The sequence below is a fragment of the Streptomyces sp. NPDC005181 genome, assembly GCF_040608395.1.
Lineage (GTDB): Bacteria > Actinomycetota > Actinomycetes > Streptomycetales > Streptomycetaceae > Streptomyces.
Map to the genome: position 1 here is coordinate 19,212 of NZ_JBEXID010000025.1, position 17,053 is coordinate 36,264.

Consider the following 17,053-nt stretch of genomic DNA (forward strand, 5'->3'; position numbering starts at 1 on the left):
CGGCTAGGACACCTCGCGGGCGCGGTACAGGCGGAGGCGGTGGGCGAGCGCCGCGGCCTCGCCGCGGCTGGAGACGCCGAGCTTGGCGAGAATGTTGGAGACATGCACGCTCGCGGTCTTGGGTGAGATGTAGAGCTCCTCGGCAATCCTCCGGTTCGTATGCCCGGCGGCGACGAGCCGGTGCACATCCTGCTCGCGTCGCGTCAGCCCGAACGACTCCACCGCTGCGGCCGCCGCGGCCTGGAGCTGGTCCTCGGCGTGCTCCCGCTCCGCCGCCTTGTCCAGGGTGGCGTCGTCGGCCGGGACGGTGACGGCGATCGGGATCTCGTCGACGGAGGTGGCGAGCGTGATGCGGGCGCGGCCGGCCAGCAGCTCGATGGTCTCGGTCAGCGGACGCGCACCGAGCCGTTCGGCGGTGCTGTGCGCATCGCGCAGAAGGCTGGTGGCCTTGGCCCGGCCGCCGGAGGCTATGAGCAGGGCCTCTGCCCAGCGGTGGTGGACCTGGGCCAGTTCGTAAGGGCGGTGCAGGGGGGCGAAGGCGGCGGCCGCGCGGGACCAGTGGTCGGGGGTGTCGGTGCCCTCGGCGCGGGCCAGCTCGGCGTTGATCAGCAGACCGTATGCGGCCCAGACCGGAACGAGCATCGGCAACTGCTTCAGGTGCTTACGGATCAGAGCAAGGATCGCCGGACGGCCGGGCTCCGTGGCGGGCAGGCCACGGGCGTCCGCCTCGGCCGTGGCGGCGATCTGGAGCAGGGGCAGCGCGTACCGCTGGGTGCCGGGCGGGAAGCCCTGTTCCGCCTGGGCTTCGAATGCGGCCCGCGCCTCGGGGAGGCGGCCCTGCTGCACGGCAAGGGTCATGGCGTGACGGACAGGGGCGATGAGGTGCTGGGGCTGGGGATCGCGGGAGCCGAAATGGCGTTGGCTCAGCGCGAGTTGCACCTCGGCCTCGGCGAGGTCGCCCCGGGCGAGCGCCAGTTCGGTGCGGCGCGCGGCGACGAGACCGTGCGCCTTGCGGGACTGGGCAGCCCGGGCGGCCACATCGATGGTGGCCTGGCTCTCGTCCCAGCGGCCGAGGGAGAAGTACGACATCGCCTGGTTCGAGCGGACCCAGGCCTCCGTGTCGGGGATGCCGTGGCGGTGGCAGACCTCGATGCCGTGGTCCGCGACGGCCACGGCTTCCTGGGAGCGGCCCATCGATTCGAGTGTGGAGGGGAGGTTGATGCTGGCGCGGCCCATGATGCCGACGAGGTGGAGTTCATCGGCGCGGTCGCGGACGGCGTACATCTCGGCGATTCCCTCGTCGACGGCGCCGGCGTCGGCGGTGAGCCAGCCGCGGGTGAGCCGGGCGTGCAACTCGATGTACTCGTCGCCGACGAGTTGGGCGTACTCCACGGCCCGGTCGGCGGCGGCGAGTGTCTCGGCTCCGGGGCGGTGCAGGGCGCCCCAGCCGGCCACGCTCATGAGGACGTCGGCATGCACGGCGGACGGCGGCAGACCGCGGACCAGGTCCTGGGCGATGGCCAGTTCCTGCCAGCCGTCACCGCGGGTGAGCGCCTGCACCAGGTGGGAACGCTGAACCCAGAACCAGGCGGCGCGCAGTGGGTCCGCCTCGTCGTCCAGGACCCGCATGGCCTTCTTGGAGATGGCAAGGGCTCGTTCGCGGTCGCCGCCGAAGCGGGCGGCGACGGTGGCTTCGGCCATCAGGTCGAGGTAGCGCAGCGGGGTGGTGTCCGGATCGCCGCCGCACGCCGGGTAGACCTCGGCGTAGTCGATGGGGCGCAGGGTGCGGCGTATCTCGTCAGGGACGTCGTCCCACAGCTCCATGGCCCTTTCCAGCAGCCGCAGTTGCTCGGAGAAGGCGTAGCGGTGGCGGGCCTCGACGGAGGCCTTCAGCACGGCGGGGAGCGCCTTGGCCGCATCATGTGCGCCGTACCAGTAGCTGGCCAGGCGGGTGGCACGCTCACCGGCGCGGACGAGGGCGGGATCGGCTTCCAGCGCCACGGCGTAACGGCGGTTGAGCCGGGAGCGTTCGCCGGGCAGCAGGTCGTCGCTGACAGCCTCGCGGACCAGCGAGTGCCGGAAGCGGTAGCCGTTGCCCTCCGGCGTGGTGAGCAGAAGGTTGGCGCCGACGGCTCCCCGCAGCGCCTCGATGAGGTCGTCCTCGGCGAGGCCGCAGACCGCGGCCAGCAGTTCGTACTCGACGGTGGAGCCGCCCTCGGCGACGATCCGGGCGATCTTCTGGGCGTCTTCGGAGAGCGCTTCCACGCGGACGAGGAGGAGGTCGCGCAGCGAGTCGGAGAGGCCGGAGCTGTCGCCGCACTCCAGGCTGCAGGCGAGCTCTTCGACGAAGAAGGCGTTGCCGTCGGACCGTTCGAATATCTCGTCGACGAGGGCGGGTTCGGGGGTGGCCGCGAGGATGCCGGTGAGCTGGCGGCCGACCTCGACGCGGTTGAAGCGGGCGAGTTCGATCCGGCGGACGGTGCGGAGCCGGTCCAGCTCGGCGAGGAGGGGGCGCAGGGGGTGGCGACGGTGGATGTCGTCGGCCCGGTAGGTGCCGACGACGACGAGGCGGCCGCTGCGCAGGGTGCGGAAGAGATAGGCGAGGAGGTGCCGGGTGGAGGCGTCGGCCCAGTGCAGATCCTCCAGGACGAGCACGACGGGCCGGTCGGCGGAGATGCGTTCCAGCAGTCGGGCGGTGAGCTCGAAGAGGCGGGCGGTGCCGTGCTCGTCGGTGGCGTCCCGGTCGGCTTCGCCGAGTTCGGGAAGGAGCCTGGCGAGTTCGCCCTCCTGCCCGGCGCAGGCTGCGGCCATTTCGTCGGGCAGAGTGCGGCGCAGAACGCGCAGCGCCGTGGAGAACGGGGCGTACGGCAGCCCGTCGGCGCCGATCTCGACGCAGCCGCCGACGGCGACGACGGTCTCGCGTCGGCCGGCCACCGTCAGGAATTCCTCGACCAGCCGCGTCTTGCCGACGCCCGCCTCGCCACCGATGAGCAACGCCTGCGGTTCTCCGCCCGGGACTCCCAGACGGCCGGGAGCCCCGGCGGTCGCGCGGGCGAGCGCATCGGTGAGCGAGGTGAGTTCGCCTGCGCGGCCGACGAACACGGGACTGACAGACCTGGTCTCCACGCCGCCGAGCATCGCACATGGGTCCGACACGGTGTGGGCGGGAAGGGAATCGGCGCTCATCGCACGCTCGTCACGCGGCGCGGACGAATCGATTCCGGAACGCACTCACCACCCCTTCGTCCTCCTGGCGTCCGGACCGGCGCGCGACGCGACGGGCCCGGCGAGCCTGCCGGACGACGCGCTCCAGCTCGGCCCTGCGGAGGAGTTCGGCTTCGTGGATCTTGTGGAACTCGTACCCGTACATGCGTTTCTCCCTGATGACGACGGCCTGTTGAGGCCTGGTGGAGGGGCAGTCGGTATGCCGGGCCCGGATCTGCCGGGCTCGTCTTCTGCCGTGCCCCTACTGTCGTCTCTCAGGGGGTGTCGCCACATCGGGCGAGTTCCGCATCTCTACGCGGTGGGGGCCTTAGGCGCACGCGACGGTTGCCGCATGCGGACCCAGGCCCCCCGAGTGGATGCCTTAGGGCACCGCTGGTTGTTGCGTACTGCTCAATCGTGGCTCTCAGCCGGCGGTGGCGCTCGCCGCCGGCAGGGCGACGATGAGGTCGAAGTACATGCCGACGGAGATCAGTACGCCCAGGACGCCGAGCGCGATCCCGGCAGTCGCAACGGCGCGGACCCAGCCGGGCTGCGGGTCCTTGGCGGGTGCGCCGAAGGCCGGGCGGACCAGGGCGAAGACGCCGACGAGCAGAGCCAGCAGGGCGAAGAGGCCGTTGACAAGGGCGGTGGAGTGCCAGGCGTCACCGTAGATCTCGGAGATCTGCTGGGCCACGGAGCCGCCGGAGGCGGTCTTCATCTGCCCCAGCAGGGTCTCGCGCTCGGCGACGACCCGGCCGGTCCAGGCCCCGGTGAGACCGACGACGCCGAGGCCGGCGGCGACAACGGCTGCGGCGGCCGCGCCGAGCCCGGACGATGCCCGGACGGAATCGTCGTCCTCGAGGTCGTCGTCAAGGTCCAGGTCCTGGTCCGAGCCGAGACCCGGGTCGGCGTCCCGGTCCGCGTCGGCGTCGGGGCCGGTGCCGCTGCCGTCGCTCACCGCGCGCTCGCCCTCGGCTTCGATCGCCCCCTCGTCGAGGCGGTCCGCCGCCTTCTCCCCGTGGTCGCCTTCGGCGGTGGGAGATATGGGGGTCTTGGAAGTCGTGGGGTTCATGGGCCGCACGCTAGGCGGTCCGGATGAGAACTCTCTTAACGGCCACGGACCGCCCTGCCGCCGGCCCCGCCTCAGCCCCGCTGAGCGCGCCATTCGGGCGCCAGCACGGACCATATCTCCGAGTCATGCCTCACTCCGCGGTACGGGTAGTTCTCGCGCAGCACCCCGTCACGCGTCATCCCGAGCCGCTTCGCGACCGCGACACTGCGGGTGTTGGCGGAGGACGCCACCCACTCCACACGGTGCATGCCACGCTCCTCGACCGCCCAGTCGATCAGCATCCGCACCGCGCGGGTCACCAGGCCGCGCCCCTCCCCCGCCGACTCCAGCCAGCAGCCGACCTCGCAGTTCCCGGACTCGGTGTCGAAGATCCGGAAGAGAACGCCGCCGACGAGGGTGCCGTCCAGCCAGATGCCGTACAGCCGGCCTGTGTCGGCCGCCTGCTTCTCGGCGTACCGCTGCAGCAGGGCGCGCGCCGATTCGAGGTCGGTGGCGAAGGTGGCGAAGGGGATCCACGGGTCGACGAGTTCGCGTGCCCGGTCGATGTGGGCGAGAAACTCCTCCGCCTGCCAGATCTCCAGCGGGCGCAGTTCCGCACCGTCGTCACCCAGGGATACCGCGAACATCATGCTCCTTCGATGTCGGTCGATGTCGGTCTCAAGAGGGGTCTCAAGAGACCGCATGAGATCTCAGTGGACGCGCTGTGCAACCGATTCGTCGTCCTTGCTGCTCTGCGCCCCGGAAATCCTCGCATGCGGCTCCCCGCACTCGGGCGGCTCGATGCTGATGTGCGGCAGCCGCCGGTCCAGCCAGCACGGCAGCCACCAGTTCGCACCGCCCAGCATGTGCATCAGGGCGGGGACCAGCAATGTCCGCAGGACGAAGGCGTCGAGCGCCACCGCCGCCGCGAGCGCGATGCCGAACATCGCGATGACCCGGTCACCGCTGAGCACGAAGGCGAGGAAGACCGAGATCATGATCACCGCGGCGGAGTTGATCACCCGGCCGGTTTCGGCGAGGCCGACCCGGACCGCCCGCCGGTTGTCTCCGGTCTCCCGCCACTCCTCGTACATCCGGCCGACCAGGAACACCTGGTAGTCCATCGAGAGCCCGAAGAGCACGGACACCATGATCACCGGCAGGAAGGGTTCGATGGGGCCGGCGCTGCCGAGTCCGAGCAACTCGCTCCCCCACCCCCACTGGAAGATCGCAACGACGACTCCGAACGAGGAGGCGACGGCGGCCACGTTCATCGCGGCCGCCTTCAGCGGGATACCGATCGACCGGAAGGCCAGCAGCAGAAGCAGACAGCCGAGCCCTATGACGACCCCGACGAAGAGCGGAAGTTTGCCGATGATGATCTGCGCGAAGTCGTCGTAGCCGGCTGTCACCCCACCGACATGGGCCTGGAGCGAGGTGTTCTCCTCGGCGTGCGGCAGGACGTCCGTGCGCAGCCGGTCCACGAGGGCGCTCGTCTGCTGGGACTGCGGCGACGACGTCGGGACGACGGTGACGAACGCCGTGTCGCCGCTGCTGTTGTACGTAACCGGGCTGACCGATGCCACGCCGTCGGTGCCTCGCAACGTGGCGGGCAGTGTGTCCATCGCGAGCCGGTCGTCGGCGCCGTCGAGCTGCGCGGCGATCGTCAGCGGACCGTTGATGCCGGGCCCGAAGCCGTCGGCCAGCAGGTCGTACGCCTGCCGGGTGGTCGACGACGAGGCGTTGTTGCCCTGGTCGGAGGTGCCCAGATGCAGTGAGAACGTGGGCAGTGCGAGGACCAGCATCACCGCGGCGGCGACCGCGCCGAGCAGCTTGGGGTGGCGTTCGACGAAGGCGGACCAGCGCGCAGCGAAGCCGGTGGGCAGTTCGGGCTGCGGTCCCTGCTCGGCGAGTTGTCTGCGCTCGCGTCGGCTCAGTGCCCGCATCCCGATGAACGACAGCAGGGCGGGCAGCAGCGTCACCGAGGCGGCGACGGTCAGCACGACGGTGAGCGACGCGGCGATCGCGACGCCGTTGAGGAACCCGAGCCGCAGGATCAGCATGCCGAGCAGTGCGATGCAGACGGTGGTCCCGGCGAAGACGACGGCACGCCCCGTCGTCGTGACGGCGTTCTGCGCCGCCTCGGCGACCGGCAGGCCGCGCCGCAGCCCTCTGCGGTGCCGGGTGACGATGAACAGGGCGTAGTCGATGCCGACGCCGAGCCCGATGAGCATGCCCAGCAGGGGGGCGAAGTCGGCGACGGTCATCAGGTGTCCGAGCAGCACGATGCCCGCGTACGCCGTTCCGACCGAGACGAGGGCGGTGGCGATGGGCAGCAGGCTGGCGGCGAGCGAACCGAAGGCGAGGAAGAGGACGACCGCGGCGACGACCACCCCGATGACCTCGCTGAGGTGGGCGGACGGCGCTTCGGTGAGGGCGGCGACGGAGCCGCCCAGTTCCACCTGGAGCCCGTCACCGGCGGCCGCCTTCGCGGTGTCGACGACGGCCCGGGCGTGCTGTACCGGGATGTCGTCGGCCTGCTGGTCGAAGGTGACCGTGGCGTAGGCGGTGTGTCCGTCCGCGCTGATCTGCCCGGTGCCGGAAGCCCCGTAGGGCCCGGTGACGTCTCCGACGCCCGGCAGCTCCTCGATCGCGTGCAGTGTCCGCGTCATCGTCTGCACGACGTCGGTGGCCCGGACGGTGGAACCGGTGGTGTGCCAGACGATGGTGTCGGTGTCACCGCCGAGATCCGTGAAGCCGCCTTGGAGCAACTCGGTGGCCCTGCCCGACTCCGTGCCGGGCACCTCGTAGTCGTTGGAGTACGCGGAACCCGCCAGGCCCGCCGCGGTGGCCGCGCCGACGAGGGCGAGCAGCCAGATGAGAACAGCAAGGAGACGGTGCGTGACGCACCAGCGGGCGATGGCAGCCAACGGATGTGCTCCCTGGTGGTTCGTGGATCTTTTCGGGAGACCTGATGAACAGCCCGCAAAGAACACTTGACCTGAGAACCGTCACTCTGGCAGCCACTAGTGATCATTTGCCCTTTTCGTGGCGATGCTCACAGTGTCTGATTATTCCCTTACATACCCGGCGCCCCGTCCACCTCCCGTCCTCCCGCGCGTCCTGGTCCGGGCACGCACACCCACGACAGCCTGTGCCGATCAGCCGGAGACGCTCGCCCGGCCGTTCTCGATGTGTCCCATCAGCCGACGGCGGAAGACATCGTCCCCGTCGACCGTGACGGCCAGGTCGTACCAGCCGTGCGCGTCGGCCGCCGAGTGGACGACCGTACGGCTCCGCCCCGGCTTCACCTTGATCGTCCTCGTCCAGTCCCGCAGGTCGGCCTCGTCGACATAGCCCAGCGGCCGGACGGTGTAGATGAGCGTCCGCCGTCCCGTGTTGCGCAGAGTGAGGTGCAGATCGCGCTCGTGGGCGTCGATCCAGGTGGCGACCTCGGGTCCTCCTTCGGCGGATCCGGCGAACTCGCGTCGGAAGCCGTTCGGCCCGGTCACCGTGAACCGGTACGCGTCACCGGTAAGGGGCACCGCCCACACCGCCGTGCCCCTCACGTCCTGGTGCTGCGGTATGGGGAACTCGCCCGCGTACGGGTAGAGCGCGAAGTGCGCCGACGAACGGCCCGTGTTGCTGAGGGCGACCCGTACCGCCCCGTCCACGATCTTCGCCTGGGCGTCCGGCTGGTACGGCAGCGGACGGGCGGGCCGGACACCGGGCTCCTGTACGGGCATCTGCTGGACGGCCGGCGGCTTCGGCGCCCAGCGTCCGCTGAACGGCGGGATGACGCCCGGCTGCTCCAACTCGGGCCGGCGCCGTCCGCGCGTGAAGTCGAAGGCCGACGTCAGATCCCCGGTGACCGTGCGCCGCCAGTCGCTGATGTTCGGTTCCTGCACGCCCGTCCACCGCTCCAGGAAGCGGATCACGGAGGTGTGGTCGAAGACCTCGGAGCAGACATAGCCGCCCACGGTCCACGGCGACACGACGAGCAACGGCACGCGCACTCCGAGGCCGGTGGGCTTGGACTCCCACTGCTCGTCGGCCACCTCGGGCGGCGCGACCGGCGGCGGGACATGGTCGAAGAAGCCGTCGTTCTCGTCGTAGTTGATGAGGACGGCGGTGTGCCGCCACACATCGGGGTGCTTGCCGAGCGCGTCCAGGACCTTGTAGACGATCGTCGCGCTGTGGATCGGGGAGGAGACGCTCGGGTGCTCGGAGTCGACCGCCGACGGCACCAGGTAGGAGACCTCGGGCAGCGTGCCCGCCGCGACGTCCGCGGCGAACGCGTCGGCCAGCGTGCCGGTCTCGACCCGGCGCAGCGCCCGCTCGAAGAGGCTGCGTTCGGACTCGGTGAGCGTGGCCACACCGTCCTCCAGCAGACCGAGCACCCGCTCGCGCTCCGCCGCGTCGTCCGTGTCACGGACGGCCGCGTAGAAGGACTCCATGTAGGTGTGGCCGCCGGTCTTCGCCAGCGCCTTGCGGGCGATCGCCTTGAACGTGGCGAAGAACTCGATCTGGTTGTCGGTGAAGTTCTCCCACTCGGTGTACGTCTTCCAGCTGTGCCCGGCGTTCTCCAGCCGTTCCGCGTATGTGCTCCAGCCGTACCCCGGATGGGTGCCCTCGCTGTAAGCGTCGTTGCCGACCGCCCGCTTGCCGTTCGCCTCGAAGCCCGTCTTCCCGCTCCACAGGTGGTTGCGGTTGGGGCTGGTGGAGGTGTGGATGGATGAGTGGTAGGCGTCGCAGACCGTGAAGGTGTCGGCCAGCTCGTAGTGCAGCGGGATGTCGCGGCGGTCGTAGTACGCCATGGTGGCGGCCGTCTTCGTGGTCACCCAGCCGTTCATCCACCCGCCGGCCCACGCCTTGCCGCCGCCGCTCCAGGAGTGGTCGAGGGCGCTGATGTACTGGAGGTCCTTCTTCTGCGTCGCGGCGGCGTCCCGGACCGGGAACGGCAGCACGGAGCTGCCCGATGCTCCCGGCTGCTCGAAGACGGGCTTACCGGAGGGCAGTTCGATCGCGTTGCGGTCGCCGAAGCCGCGTACGCCCCGCAGGGTCCCGAAGTAGTGGTCGAAGGAACGGTTCTCCTGCATCAGGATCACCACGTGCCTGATGTCACCGAGCCCGCCGGACCCCGCCGAGCGCACCGGCTCCGCGGCGATCGCGGCCTGCAGCGACGGCGGGAGCAGCGACCCGGCCGCCGCGACACCGAGGGCGCCGCCACCGAGCGTGAAGAGTCGTCGCCGTGAGATGTCCGTGGTCAAGTTGAGCCTCCCGAGTCCGGTCGTACAGCCGGGAAGCTAATCAGGCCAAGTGGCGGCAGAAAGGCCACCGCGCGGCACGGCGGTGAACGTCCAGCAGGCCACCCCTGAAGGCCCGTCCGTCCACCCGGCGTCGGTGCCGGTCACACCCCGATCGTGTGCAGCGCTCCCCACAGCGCGACCGTCGACGCGGCCAGCGTCGCCGGTACGGCCAGCAGCCCGAGCCGGGTGAAGTGGCCCAGTTCGGGCGCGGCGCCGTGGGTGTGCAGGATGCGGCGCCAGAGGAGGGTGGCGAGCGAGCCGACGTATGTGAGGTTCGGGCCGAGGTTCACCCCGATCAGGGCGGCGAGCAGCGGCCCGGGCCCGGCCGCCGAGACGACCGGGAGCAGGGCCAGGATCGCGGGCAGGTTGTTGATCAGGTTGGCGAGCACGGCCGCCACCGCCGCCACCGTCAGGAGTGCGGGCAGTGACGAACCGTCGGGCAGGAGCGTGCCGATCCCTGCGCCGAGGCCGTGCTCGACGACCGCGTCGACCACGACGCCGAGGGCGAGGACGAAGAGGCAGAACAGCGGGTGTGCGGCGTGCACCAGGCCCTTGAGCGTCGTCTTGCGCTGTCCCAGCGCCCGGACTGCGAGCACTGCCGCCCCGGCCAGCGCGGCCCACAGCGGTTCCGCGCCCGCGAACGAGGTGATGACGAAGCCCGCCAGTGTCAGCGCGAGGACGACGAGCGTGAAGACAGGCGCGCCGGGCCTGTCCTCGTCCGGCTCCGGCGGGTGCGCGCCCGCGGCCACGTCGGCGGCGAAGACCCGGCGGAAGACGACGTACTCGACGGCGATGGCCGCCAACCACGGCAGGGTCATCAGCGCGGCGAACCGCGTGAAGGAGAGTCCGCTCGCGGTGAACGCCAGAAGGTTGGTGAGGTTGGAGACGGGAAGCAGCAGGGGCGCGGAGTTGGCGAGGTGCGCGCAGGCGTAGACGCACGGGCGGGGGCGGGCGCCGACGCGGGCGGCCGTCGCGAGGACGACGGGCGTCAGCAGCACCACCGTCGCGTCCAGGCTGAGCACGGCCGTGATCACCGCGGCGACGACGAAGACCCCGCCGAGCAGCGGCCCGGTCCGCCCCCGGCAGAGCCGGGCGACCAGATCGCCGGCGGCCGTGAACAGTCCTTCGTCGGCGCAGAGCTGGGCCAGCACGAGAATGGCGGCGAGAAAGCCGACGACCGGCAGCAGGCTGCCGACCTGGGCCCGTGCGTCCGCGAGCGGCACTGTGCCGAGGGCCACCACCAGCACGGCGGCGGGTACGGCAATCGTCGCCTCGGGCAGCCCACGCGGGCGTACGACGGCGAACGCCAGCACCGCGAGGAGCAGCGCGACGGAGACGATCTCGGCGGTGACGGTGTTCAGCGGACTCTCTCCGGACGCGCAAGGAATCATGAAGGGGCGGTGCACCCGTTGGCCGGGTGCACCGCCCCTTCACCTACGTACAGCCGCAGCCGCAGCTGCGCGATGGACTCAGCCCTCGACGCCGAGCTTCTCCAGGATCAGCTCGCGCACCCGGGCCGCGTCCGCCTGCCCGCGGGTGGCCTTCATGACCGCGCCGACGAGCGCACCCGCCGCCGCGACCTTGCCACCGCGGATCTTGTCCGCGACGGCCGCGTTGGCGGCGATCGCCTCGTCCACGGCCGCGCCCAGCGCGCCCTCGTCCGAGACAACCTTCAGGCCGCGCTTCTCGACGACGGCGTCCGGGTCGCCCTCGCCCGCGAGGACACCCTCGATGACCTGGCGCGCCAGCTTGTCGTTGAGGTCACCGGAGGCGACGAGCTCGGTCACCCGGGCGACCTGCGCCGGGGTGATCGCCAGCTCGTCCAGGGCGACACCGGTCTCGTTGGAGTGCCGGGCCAGCTCGCCCATCCACCACTTGCGGGCCTGGTCGGACGGGGCGCCCGCCTCTGTCGTGGCGACGATCAGGTCGACCGCGCCCGCGTTGAGGATCGACTGCATGTCGAACTCGGAGACGTCCCACTCCTCGCGCAGCCGGTTGCGGCGTACGCGCGGCAGCTCGGGAAGCCCCTTGCTCAGCTCCTCGACCCAGTCGCGGGCCGGGGCGACGGGCACCAGGTCCGGCTCCGGGAAGTAGCGGTAGTCCTCGGCGTTGTCCTTGATGCGGCCGGCCGTGGTGGAGCCGTCCTCCTCGTGGAAGTGCCGGGTCTCCTGGACGACCTTGGCGCCGGAGTTCAGCACCGCGGCGTGGCGCTGGATCTCGTAACGGGCGGCACGCTCGACGGAACGCAGCGAGTTCACGTTCTTCGTCTCGGAGCGCGTACCGAACGTCTCGGTGCCGTGGGGGCGCAGCGACAGGTTCACGTCGCAGCGCATCTGGCCCTGCTCCATGCGGGCCTCGGAGACGCCGAGCGCCTTGATGAGCTCGCGCAGCTCGGCGACGTACGCCTTCGCGACCTCGGGGGCACGCGCGCCCGCTCCTTCGATCGGCTTGGTGACGATCTCGATGAGCGGGATGCCCGCACGGTTGTAGTCGAGCAGGGAGTGGGACGCGCCGTGGATACGGCCGGTGGCGCCGCCGACGTGCAGCGACTTACCGGTGTCCTCCTCCATGTGGGCGCGCTCGATCTGCACCCGGAAGGTCTCCCCGTCCTCCAGCTGGACGTCCAGATAGCCGTCAAAGGCGATCGGCTCGTCGTACTGCGAGGTCTGGAAGTTCTTCGGCATATCCGGATAGAAGTAGTTCTTCCGGGCGAAGCGGCACCATTCGGCGATCTCGCAGTTCAGCGCGAGACCGATCTTGATCGCGGACTCGACGCCGATCGCGTTGACGACCGGGAGCGAACCGGGCATGCCGAGGCAGGTCGGGCACGTCTGCGAGTTCGGCTCCGCACCCAGCTCGGTGGAGCAGCCGCAGAACATCTTGGTCTTGGTGCCGAGCTCGACATGGACCTCAAGGCCCATGACGGGGTCGTACGTCGCGAGGGCGTCCTCGTACGGCACCAGGTCAGTGACAGTCACGGTGAAACTTTCCCTCTCAACCCAGCAGTACGTCGTCGTCGCCCAGGCGCTTCAACTCTCGGTAGAGCAGAGCAATGCCGGTGGCGATGGCGGCAGCGGAGACGACGGCGTCGACCAGCCGGAGCGTGTCGTGCTCGAAGCGTGCCTTCTTGGCCTGCTTGAGCACGCCGATCGCGCCGAAGGCGGTGGTGCCGATGGACAGGTACGTACCGGTCTTGGACTTCTTGAAGCCCTTGGCCTTGGTCAGTGCGCTCACAGTGATGGAGCCTCCTCCAGCAGCGGGTGCCCCCACTTTTCCACGAAGGCGGCCTCGACGGCGGCCCCGACCTTGTACAGCCGGTCGTCCTTCATGGCGGGGGCGATGATCTGCAGACCGACCGGCAGACCGTCCTCCGGTGCCAGACCGCAGGGCAGCGACATCGCGGAGTTGCCGGCCAGGTTGGTCGGAATGGTGCACAGGTCGGCCAGGTACATCGCCATCGGGTCGTCGGCGCGCTCGCCGATCGGGAAGGCGGTGGTCGGCGTCGTCGGGGAGACGATCACGTCGACCTGCTCGAAGGCCTTCTCGAAGTCCCGGGTGATGAGCGTGCGGACCTTCTGCGCCGAACCGTAGTACGCGTCGTAGTAGCCGGAGCTGAGTGCGTACGTACCGAGGATGATGCGGCGCTTGACCTCGTCGCCGAAGCCGGCCTCGCGGGTGAGCGCGGTGACCTCCTCTGCGGACTTCGTGCCGTCGTCGCCGACCCGGAGGCCGTACCGCATGGCGTCGAAGCGGGCCAGGTTCGAGGAGCACTCGGACGGCGCGATCAGGTAGTACGCCGACAGACCCAGGTCGAAGGACGGGCAGTCCAGCTCGACGACGGTGGCGCCGAGCGATTTCAGCAGCTCGACCGACTCATTGAAACGCTGGACGACACCGGCCTGGTAGCCCTCACCGGAGAACTGCTTGACGACGCCGATACGCATGCCGTCGACGCTGCCGTTGCGGGCGGCCTCGACGACCGGCGGGACCGGGGCGTCGATGGACGTCGAGTCCAGCGGGTCGTGTCCGGCGATCACCTCGTGCAGCAGCGCCGCATCCAGGACCGTACGGGCGCACGGACCGCCCTGGTCGAGGGAGGACGAGAAGGCGACCATGCCGTAGCGGGAGACCGCACCGTAGGTGGGCTTGACGCCGACGGTGCCGGTGACGGCGGCGGGCTGGCGGATGGAACCGCCGGTGTCCGTGCCGATGGCGAGCGGGGCCTCGAACGACGCGAGGGCGGCCGAGGAGCCACCGCCGGAGCCGCCCGGGATCCGGGTGAGGTCCCACGGGTTGCCGGTCGGGCCGTAGGCGCTGTTCTCGGTGGAGGACCCCATGGCGAACTCGTCCATGTTGGTCTTGCCGAGGATGACGACGTCGGCGGCCTTCAGCTTCTTGGTCAGGGTCGCGTCGTACGGCGGAACCCAGCCCTCGAGAATCTTCGAACCGACGGTGGTCGGCATGGTCTTCGTGGTGAAGATGTCCTTCAGCGCGAGCGGGACACCGGCCAGCGGGCCGAGCTTCTCGCCTGCGGCCTTCTTCGCGTCGACGGCACGGGCCTGCGCGAGCGCGCCCTCACGGTCGATGTGCAGGAAGGCGTGGACCTTCTCGTCGACCGCGTCGATCCGGGCCAGGTGCGCCTCGGTGACCTCGACGGCCGTGAGCTCGCCGGAAGCGATCTTCGCGGCGATCTCGGCGGCGGTGAGCTTGATGATGGAGCTGTTGTCCGTCATGGCTTTTAGTCCTCCCCCAGGATCTGCGGCACCTTGAAACGCTGCTGCTCCTGGGCCGGGGCGCCGGAGAGCGCCTGCTCGGGGGTGAGCGACGGACGGACCTCGTCCGCGCGCATGACGTTGGTCAGCGGCAGCGGGTGGGAGGTCGGCGGTACGTCTTGGTCGGCGACCTCGGAGACGCGGGCGACCGCGCCGATGATGTCGTCGAGCTGACCGGCGAAGTGATCGAGCTCTTCGCCCTTCAGCTCCAGACGCGCCAGCCGGGCGAGGTGGGCGACCTCCTCGCGCGTGATGCCAGGCATGCAGCGATCCTCAGGGGTGAGTGTTGTGGGCTTTGGCCCCAATCCTATGGGGTCCGGCGCTGACGGGGCCGCCACCCATGGAACACTCGCCTCCGGTCAGCCTCCGCCCGTGCCCGTATCGGCGGCGGTCGGTTCGATTCCGCCGCCGGGATCCGGGCCGCCGGTCCCGCTCATGTCGTCGCCGGACGCGACCGCACCGCCCGCCCCGGCTGTCGCTGCTCCAACTCGGCCACCGCCGCCGTCGTCCCCGTCACGCCCGTCACCCCCGATGCGGCGGCAGCGGCCGCGGCGGCCGCCGCCTCCAGCTCCGCCGGCCGCCGCCAGCCGTGCTCGCCGCGCGCCCGCAGCCACGCCGTCGTCTCCTGCGGCGGCATCGCGGCCGCAACCAGCCACCCCTGCACCGCATCGCAGCGCAGGTCCCGCAGCCGCTCCCACGTCTCGTCGTCCTCGACGCCCTCGGCGACGACCAGCAGGCCGAGCGAGTGAGCCAGGTCGATGGTGCAGCGGACGATCTCCGCGTCCTCGTTGTCGACGGCCAGCCGGGCGACGAACGACCGGTCGATCTTCAACTCGCTGACCGGCAACCGGCGCAGGTGGACCAGCGAGGAGTACCCCGTACCGAAGTCGTCGAGGGACATCTTCACACCGTGCCCGGTCAGGCCGGCCAGCGTGTCGGCGGCGCGCTGCGGGTCCTCCAGCAGCACGTGTTCCGTTATTTCCAGCTGGAGGGAGCCGGCCGGGACGCCGTGCCGGGCGAGCCGGGCCGCGACGCCGCCCGCGAAACCCGGGGTGTGGACGTCGCGCGGGGAGACGTTGACCGCGACCGGGACGAACAGCCCCTGCGCCCGCCACCGGGCGACCTGCGCCAGCGCCGTCTCCAGCACGTACTCGGTGAGGTGCGGCATCAGACCCGACGACTCGGCGATGGCGATGAACTCGTCCGGAGGGACCCGGCCGCGCTCCGGATGCACCCAGCGCACCAGCGCCTCGAGCCCCGCCACCTGACCGTCGAAGCGGACCTTCGGCTGGTAGTGGAGCTCCACCTCGCCGGCGTCCAGCGCGCGCCGCAGGTCCCCGAGGAGTCCGAGCCGGTCCGGGGTGTTGCTGTCCCTTTTCGACTCGTACACCTCGACGCCCGTACGGTCCCGCTTGGCCTGGTACATCGCCACGTCCGCCCGTCTGAGCAGCCCTTCGGCGTCCAGCGCGTGGTCGGGGTAGACGGCGACCCCGGCGCTGGCCTCCAGCACCAGAGTGAGGCCGTCGAGGTCCAGCGGTGAGGAGAGCTCGGCGACCAGATGGCGGGCGACGCGCTGGGCGCTGGTGGTGGAGTCCGCGGTCGGCAGCAGCACGGCGAACTCGTCGCCGCCGAGCCGCGCGGCCTCCGCTCCGCACGGCAGGGCGAGCCGGAGCCGCTCCGCTATCTGCAGCAGCAGCCGGTCCCCCGCGAGATGGCCGAGGGTGTCGTTGACCGCACGGAACCGGTCGAGGTCGATCAGGACGAGCGCGGATCTTGCGCCGATGTTCTCGGCGTCCTCCAGGGCCGTCCAGGTGCGCTCCAGCAGCCACTGCCGGTTGGGCAGTCCGGTCAGCGGGTCCCGCAGCTGCTCCTCGGCCCTGGCCCGCGCGATCCAGAGGGTGGAGTCCAGAGCGATCAGCGGGACGGCGAACAGCGGCAGCAGTACGGGCGTGGCCGTCGCGACAACACAGATCAGCGGGGCGATCCCGAGGAGAGCGACCGCGACGAGCCCCTGGCGCAGCAGGGCGGTGCGGGCGATGGTCGGCAGTCCGCCGCCCTGGGGTGCCCGTGCGTACCAGAGCAGGAGCCGGGTGACGACGAGATACGTGGAGGCGGCGAGGAGGACTTCCGGGACGACCTCGATGCCCCAGTCGAGTGGCTGCCAGGGCGACTCGACAGTCTGCACATCGCCGAACGCGGCGAGGACCAGGGCCGCCGCACCTATCCCCAGGATGTCCACCGCGCCGTGCAGCAGCCCCTGCCACCAGCGGTGCCTGCGGGCCACGCCGACGAGCACGACGACGACCAGGCTGACCAGGCCGGCAGGCACCCAGCCGTAGAGCAGCAGTACGGCGAGGGTGAGGGCGGCGCCGGATCCGGTGCCGCCCCACCAGCGGTCCCGCCCGAGCGCGACGAGATGGCCGACGATGATCCCGGTGAGGACGGCGAGCGACCAGCCGGCTGCGCCGTTCGGGAAGAGTGCATGCCCGTCGCTCACGGTCCGGTAGAAGCCGGTCGCGAGCTGAACAATGGCGATCAGCACAACGGCGGCACCCACTTTGGGCATAAGGCCGAGGAAACCTTGTAGCCGCGACACCGGTGCGGCGCTCTCGGTCGGTTTCATTCCGTCCCTCTCACAGCCGGCGGTGCCGATATCACCTGTTGGTCCCGCTCCCATGCCACCACGCCCCCATGGCCGCCACGCAGCCGGGATTACC

General features: G+C 70.7%; 12 protein-coding genes. All 12 read right to left on the minus strand.

Going from position 1 to position 17,053, the window contains the following annotated elements; translation table 11 throughout:
• Positions 1-3: 3 nt before the first annotated feature.
• The gene (locus ABZV38_RS18215; protein ID WP_356328231.1) at positions 4-3,138 is read right to left on the minus strand and encodes an AAA family ATPase; all 3,135 of its coding nucleotides are present in this window, start codon (positions 3,136-3,138) and stop codon (positions 4-6) included.
• A 58-nt stretch (positions 3,139-3,196) separates the two neighbouring features.
• Complete coding sequence (locus ABZV38_RS18220; RefSeq protein ID WP_356328140.1) at positions 3,197-3,370, minus strand: hypothetical protein; 174 nt, start codon at positions 3,368-3,370, stop codon at positions 3,197-3,199.
• Positions 3,371-3,628: 258 nt separating this feature from the next.
• Positions 3,629-4,276: a hypothetical protein gene (locus ABZV38_RS18225; protein ID WP_356328142.1), complete on the minus strand. Its 648-nt coding sequence runs from the start codon at positions 4,274-4,276 to the stop codon at positions 3,629-3,631.
• 71 nt (positions 4,277-4,347) lie between these two features.
• On the minus strand, positions 4,348-4,902 hold the full coding sequence (locus ABZV38_RS18230; protein ID WP_356328233.1) for a GNAT family protein: 555 nt from the start codon (positions 4,900-4,902) through the stop codon (positions 4,348-4,350).
• Between the two features lie 63 nt (positions 4,903-4,965).
• Complete coding sequence (locus tag ABZV38_RS18235) at positions 4,966-7,185, minus strand: MMPL family transporter (RefSeq protein WP_356328143.1); 2,220 nt, start codon at positions 7,183-7,185, stop codon at positions 4,966-4,968.
• A gap of 231 nt (positions 7,186-7,416) precedes the next feature.
• Positions 7,417-9,525, minus strand: a complete 2,109-nt coding sequence (locus ABZV38_RS18240; protein ID WP_356328145.1) for a phosphocholine-specific phospholipase C — start codon at positions 9,523-9,525, stop codon at positions 7,417-7,419.
• Positions 9,526-9,665: 140 nt separating this feature from the next.
• Positions 9,666-10,955, minus strand: a complete 1,290-nt coding sequence (locus ABZV38_RS18245; protein ID WP_356328147.1) for an SLC13 family permease — start codon at positions 10,953-10,955, stop codon at positions 9,666-9,668.
• A 78-nt stretch (positions 10,956-11,033) separates the two neighbouring features.
• A complete protein-coding gene (gene gatB / locus ABZV38_RS18250; RefSeq protein WP_356328149.1) occupies positions 11,034-12,542 on the minus strand; it encodes an Asp-tRNA(Asn)/Glu-tRNA(Gln) amidotransferase subunit GatB in 1,509 nt (502 codons plus the stop codon).
• Positions 12,543-12,558: 16 nt separating this feature from the next.
• Positions 12,559-12,804, minus strand: coding sequence for a hypothetical protein (locus ABZV38_RS18255; protein ID WP_356328235.1), 246 nt, complete (start codon positions 12,802-12,804; stop codon positions 12,559-12,561).
• A complete protein-coding gene (gatA, locus tag ABZV38_RS18260; RefSeq protein WP_267001562.1) occupies positions 12,795-14,297 on the minus strand; it encodes an Asp-tRNA(Asn)/Glu-tRNA(Gln) amidotransferase subunit GatA in 1,503 nt (500 codons plus the stop codon). Before gatA ends, ABZV38_RS18255 begins: the two co-directional genes overlap by 10 nt.
• 5 nt (positions 14,298-14,302) lie before the next feature.
• The gene (gene gatC / locus ABZV38_RS18265; protein WP_015036350.1) at positions 14,303-14,599 is read right to left on the minus strand and encodes an Asp-tRNA(Asn)/Glu-tRNA(Gln) amidotransferase subunit GatC; all 297 of its coding nucleotides are present in this window, start codon (positions 14,597-14,599) and stop codon (positions 14,303-14,305) included.
• Between the two features lie 170 nt (positions 14,600-14,769).
• Complete coding sequence (locus ABZV38_RS18270; RefSeq protein WP_356328151.1) at positions 14,770-16,902, minus strand: bifunctional diguanylate cyclase/phosphodiesterase; 2,133 nt, start codon at positions 16,900-16,902, stop codon at positions 14,770-14,772.
• Between the last annotated feature and the right edge of the window lie 151 nt (positions 16,903-17,053).

Bases quoted from the DNA above. Each gene is read 5' to 3' on its own strand.
- ABZV38_RS18215 (WP_356328231.1), bottom strand. From the start codon at position 3,138: ATGCTCGGCGGCGTGGAGACCAGGTCTGTCAGTCCCGTGTTCGTCGGC.
- ABZV38_RS18220 (WP_356328140.1), bottom strand. From the start codon at position 3,370: ATGTACGGGTACGAGTTCCACAAGATCCACGAAGCCGAACTCCTCCGC.
- ABZV38_RS18225 (WP_356328142.1), bottom strand. From the start codon at position 4,276: ATGAACCCCACGACTTCCAAGACCCCCATATCTCCCACCGCCGAAGGC.
- ABZV38_RS18230 (WP_356328233.1), bottom strand. From the start codon at position 4,902: ATGTTCGCGGTATCCCTGGGTGACGACGGTGCGGAACTGCGCCCGCTG.
- ABZV38_RS18245 (WP_356328147.1), bottom strand. From the start codon at position 10,955: ATGATTCCTTGCGCGTCCGGAGAGAGTCCGCTGAACACCGTCACCGCC.
- gatA (WP_267001562.1), bottom strand. From the start codon at position 14,297: ATGACGGACAACAGCTCCATCATCAAGCTCACCGCCGCCGAGATCGCC.
- gatC (WP_015036350.1), bottom strand. From the start codon at position 14,599: ATGCCTGGCATCACGCGCGAGGAGGTCGCCCACCTCGCCCGGCTGGCG.
- ABZV38_RS18270 (WP_356328151.1), bottom strand. From the start codon at position 16,902: ATGCCCAAAGTGGGTGCCGCCGTTGTGCTGATCGCCATTGTTCAGCTC.